Below are 5,433 nucleotides of genomic sequence, written 5' to 3'. Positions count from 1 at the left end.
AGTGATAATACGGTGTCGAGCCTGGGTCAATCAGACTGCTGCGGGCTCGGGTCATAAGGACTCCTGTTCAGAAGGGTAAATATCAGGAACAGGAGAAAAATAGTTCAACCGGTCGGTTAGTCAAATTTATGGATGTCCTTTATATTTTTTTTGTGGATGTCCTTTATATTTATATTTTTAGTTAGTCAAATATGTGGATGTCCTTTATATTTTTTTTATATTTTACCGGAAATGACCGAAAAGTGTTCACGATTGAGCGGAATGAGTGTTCACGCTTTTCCGGATTGGGTGTTCACGACAGGCCGGAATATGCACACCGCATTGAAGAGAAGCAATAGCAACAGATCTGGCCTGAACTGCGTTGTATTTTCTGAGTACTGAGATAACACAGTGAATATATTCATTCTTTCAGGTCGTGATACTCACCTGAATGCTCATCCAGTTCAGCCCTGATGACTTCAATGACCCACTCCATTCCATTGACTCCAGACAACAATTCCATGATTTTTCTGAGCAGTTCAGGGTTGTCAAAAAACTCCTGTCGCAACCATCGGATTAATGCCTCCGTGCAGTCCGGACCATTCCAGTTAATGCCTCCCATTGCCATTGCAGCCTGTAGCAGTAATACTGCGCCCTGGCTATCACCTGATGCCGCCATAGAAACACTTTCAACTGGCAGCACCTCCAGCACACCAGGGCAGATACCCAGAGCACATACGGTCATGCTTTGTCTGATAATCTTGATTCTTACATATCTGTCAGAATATAAATCGACAGCCTCCTGGCAATCCTCGTTCTTAGATCCATGCCAGTCATGTTGCTTTTTTATACACAGACCACACACCCTGATACCATTGATAGCACAGGCTTCATTCTGGCAATTTATCTGACTTATTGCATAACTGCCTTTGCAGTAAGAACAAAGGTCTCCCTGCCACTGTTTGGCCACACCACTGCCAGCAATCAGGATTCCGGCAGCTTCAGCGGTTGCTGAATCCTGGGACAGGGCGGCGATTAATGCCTTGAGAAAATCTGCTGACAGACTATCAACAACATGCCCTGAGGCACTGGTCAGAGCCTCGGTATTTTCCGGATCATGAACCCCGAGTATGGCCAGAAACACCCGCCACAGAGCCTTAAGTTCCTCCAGCTTGCCTGCTCTTGCCAGAGCAGCCAAAGCTGCTACAAGAACTCTGAGAGGACACTGAAAGCTATGCAGTCGAACACTTCCTGCCAGATAGAGCAGCTGGAAGGAAGACTGTTCTGTGACTGTTAATACCTCTCCCGTCTGACAATGCTGCAGCGCCCATACCAACAGTTCCAGGTGATCATGTGGGCCATCCTCAGAACTTAACTCACCCATTAAACGACGAATCTCTTTTACTTCAGCTCCATCAATATAAGCTTCCCATAGCGCAATCATGGCATTCTGGACAGTCAGAGGCCATTCTGTTGGGCATGGCTTTAATGTTTCACCAACCGACAGGGCCGCCAGATGGGTGGCCCATAACCCGGAATCAACAACTGAAACAATAGCTTGAGGCTGACCCGATAGTCGAAGGAAAAAGCGAATGGTTCTGAACAAAAGCAATGGTCTGTTAACAAGCTGCAGGGCATGCGCCCTGACAAGCATCATCAGGGCACTTCTGTTGCCTCTTGCAGCCCTCCAGAGTAGCCTGAGCAATGCCGGGGAGAGAACATGGCTGTTGATCTGGCCGGTTACCGCCCCCCCTATGATGCCCCACAGATCATCGGCACTGATCTCCTGAAGCAGAAGGAAGTTGGCAAACTCTTCAAGACTGTCAAACTGCAAATCCTGGCCATGAAAGGTTAATGTCGGCAGCTCCGGGGCTATGAAAATTCCTTCTGTCTCCTCTGTGGCAATGGGCAAAGAGTCGTCCTGATGCTGCTGACTGCCAGAAAGATCAAGGCCCTGTTGTTCGGGTATTGTCGTTTGACCTGCGGGTGTGAACAGGGCAGCAAACGAGCGTTCAGAACCTGTTCCCTGCCCAGACTGAGTTAATTTCTGTTCTTCCTCAGCCTGTCGCTTCGCTCTTTTCTCCGCTTCATTCTTATCTCTCTCAGCCTGTTGTCGTGCTATTTCCTCCTTTCTCTTTTTCTGCTCTGCCTCCTGCTTTCTCTTCTCCTCGGCTTCTTGTCTTAACCGCTCCTGCTCTTCCTGTCTCTGCTTTTTCATTCTGGCTTTTTCTTCTTTCTCCCGTTGCCGTTTTTTCTCTGTTTCTCTTTTTGCCTCCATCTGCTTTTGTAATTTCTCTTCTTTTCTCTCCTCCTCTTTTCTATTCCTCTCTACCTTAGCCTTTAATTCATCCTCTAATAACGGATTTATTGCAAACAGTTTGAGGTAATACTGTTCTTGCCGCTCTTTCCTTTGCTGCTTTCTGGTTTGACTCTCACCCTCACCATTCCGGGCACGGGTGGTCGATGTTTCAGAGACCACACTTTCTATGTCTTCCGGTTTATCAGTAGACGGTACTGCCGGCGGATTCGGTGTTGCAGCCCCACCAGAGCCCGTTTTTGGGGAGGAAGAACTACCGGGTTTAGAGCCGGTTCGCCCTGAACGGTCTCTCCGGTATTGGCCAGGAGATCTTCGCCGGGGAGTTTGTTGCCACTGGCGAACAGAACGGTCTGATTGCGGACGGAAGGACTGCTCCCTGTCTGTCACTGGCTTATTTTCCACTGTCGATTGTGTGACCGGCTTCATTGGGCAAAGTAGTTCAGCACGATAGAACCCTGAATCCGCTCCAGACTGGCTGACAGATGAGGTGTCTGCTGGAACCGTTGGCGTATGAAATGCCACCTGCCCAGTTTCTTTTTGCTTCTGTTCCTGGCGATCTTTATCTGGTTCCGGGTTTGGGGGCTTCGACACTAGTAACTGACTGTCGTGTATGAATATAAAGTCATCCGACAGGCTCGACAAAGCAGCACCTTCTGTGCCAAACGCCTCAAAGTCAGGGGGAGGAGCAGAAAACCGAGATCCCGACAAACTCGTGGTAGGAAAGCTGCTGGGACTGGATACCGGGCTCACTGACGATCTGCTGACAGGCACAGTTCCAGAGTTCGTAGTAATAGACAGGGCTGTTGCCGAGGCCATGGTCGATACTGTCGCCACCGATGTTGTTGGAGGCGTGTTTGTTAACACTGTCGTCGATGATGATAACGTCGTTGCTGGTACTTCACCTGGTACTTCACCTGATGGTTGACCTGCCAAACTTGCAGGCGTTTCCTGTTCGACAATTGGCACTACCGTCAGAGCCGTTGTAGAAGTTGATGAAGGTGTTACCGGTGTAGAAATTGGCGCTGTGGAAAGTACTGTCGGCAAAGCTGTTGTCGATGTCATTCCAGACAGTGGCGCCGTTGAGATTTCACAGATTTCCTGGCCAGCGGTGGTAACAACAGACAGTGTTGGTGGTGATGGTGATGGTGATGGTGATGGTGATGGTGATGGTGATGGTGATGGTGATGGTGGAGCTGTTGTCGAAGAACCTGTTGCAGTTTGCGGAGGAGGGGATACCTGTACCGGCTGATGCGGAGTCACTGATGCCCCATGGAGGTCAGGCCATTCAGTGCCGGGACCATAGTTTGTTTCTTCTTCACTTACAGGCTTTTTCAAGGTGTGCTTGCTTTCTTTCTTTACCTTATCTTCCCGCTTGCCTTCAGGCACTGCCTTACCATAGCTCCACGATACAATTCGGACCTGAGGTCTGGGGCTGTTGTCTGTTGAGGGAACCGACTGCATGAACTCGCCCAGGGTCATTGGTTTCCCTGCAGCTTTTTTTCCGTTTTTTTTACTTTTTTTTGTCTGTTTACTACCCGTTTTCCCGGTGGTTGGCGCAGTCGCCTCTGCACTTGGCAAAAGTCTCGTCGGAAACCTTGACAGCTGCGTCTGAGTCAAGTGGTACTGACTGATCATGGCATGCACATTGTTGACCATTTTCTGGTCAAGATCGTTTTCAAGAAATGACCAGTGGCTGTTCATCCAGTCAAAAAGATCGTCGTATAATTCCGTTTGCATGGCTGCAAGAAACAGTTCCCAGAATTCCTCTTCCTCACTTTTTTCAATTGCCGTTGTGTCTTCAGGATCATCCTTTTTGTCTCCACCGGGAGGAGGCGGAGGCTCCTGACCACCTCCACCTGATGCTTCGCTCCCTTTTTGTTTCTCGTGAGGGTCATTACTGTTGGCATTCGATGGCGTACTGCCATCAGCCCCTTTATTTCCAGAACCTGTTCCTTTGCCACCAGTTTTGCCACTGCGTTTTCCTCCCCTGGGAGCCTGAAGAATCCAATGCTCCGGCGAGTTTCCCGAGGCAACCAGGATCGAATTATCGTTTGCCGGTACGGATAAAGCTGAGACAACCTGATACCAGAGCCTGAACGGCATCTCTGCCATGTCCGCCAGCTGTTGATAAAGACTTGCACCGACACCAGGCACCGTGTCAGCCAATCCCTGCCGGGCACTGGTATAGCTTTGCACTACCCAGCGCAGAGTCTCTGTCGCATTAGTTTGATTGTAAACGCCTGCCCAGACAGGCAGCTTTTCGAGAGGCAGAACTCCGCCTTCAAAAAAATACGGCCTGCTTCCGGGTAGTCCCGGAAGCTCAATATGGATGTCTGAATGATTGCTGATCAGAGACTGAATATTCTTGTAATTATCTGGCCCTGCCGACAGGTATTTCCCGGTATCTGGCTGTTCCTCATGCAAAGACTCTTCCCATTCGGAAATGTCATCGTGAGCCTTGGCAAAGAGAGCTGTGCTTATCAATAGTCCAAATAATAGTCCAAATAATAGTCCAAATAAACACGACAAAGTCAGACTTCGCATTTTAGCACCTGTGAAACAAATAGCCCGTCCCTCCTTGGTTTGCAATCGCCAGCACATCAGTTCTAATGCCGTTACATCGTCGCCTTCAGGCATGGGCTCATCGGGCTTGAAACGCTCCATCAAGGGTTTGTTATGGGCATCCCGCTTCTCTGCTATGTAAGGAATAGCGCCATAGGTATCCACAGCAAACACATTGCCTTCGCTGAACATTGCCTTCGCTGAAGAAACCTGTATCTGCCAGAATCGCTTCAACCTTGCCAAGCTCGTCTTCACGAGTGGCCAGCTCTTCAAGGGCTGACTCAACCTGTTGTTTGTCATTTGTTGCCTGAGTGATGTGTTTTTCTACGATCAGCCCGCTCTCAACGTCAACTGCTGCCTGAACATTATAGGCCTGTTCAAAGCTGCCGCCTGAAGTCGGCATGATGCGGGAATCGGGGGCTGTCAGATTGACCTGATCTTTGCCTCTCGGCTTTTTACCGGACTCCCTGATGGCTTCCCGGCGGGCTACTTTTTCCCCGTGTTCTGCCAGTTCTTGCTGGTAACGCTCGTCGGCACGCCGCTCTATTTCAGCTTTCGCCTTGGCAATAACGGCC

At 49.5% G+C, this 5,433-nt stretch carries 2 protein-coding genes; both read right to left on the bottom strand.

Annotated elements, in window-relative coordinates; genetic code table 11:
* Positions 1–400: 400 nt before the first annotated feature.
* The gene (locus ACR2PX_RS22385) at positions 401–5,050 is read right to left on the bottom strand and encodes a hypothetical protein (protein ID WP_434001570.1); all 4,650 of its coding nucleotides are present in this window, start codon (positions 5,048–5,050) and stop codon (positions 401–403) included.
* Positions 4,971–5,433, bottom strand: a 463-nt coding sequence (locus tag ACR2PX_RS22380; protein ID WP_434001569.1) for a transposase, incomplete at its 5' end; no start/stop codon positions are given. The genes ACR2PX_RS22380 and ACR2PX_RS22385, both read right to left, overlap by 80 nt.

Source organism: Endozoicomonas sp., from assembly GCF_051008435.1.
Taxonomy (GTDB): Bacteria; Pseudomonadota; Gammaproteobacteria; order Pseudomonadales; family Endozoicomonadaceae; genus Endozoicomonas_A.
Note: the sequence above shows the minus strand (reverse complement) of the source record. Positions and strands in the feature narration are given on the sequence as shown.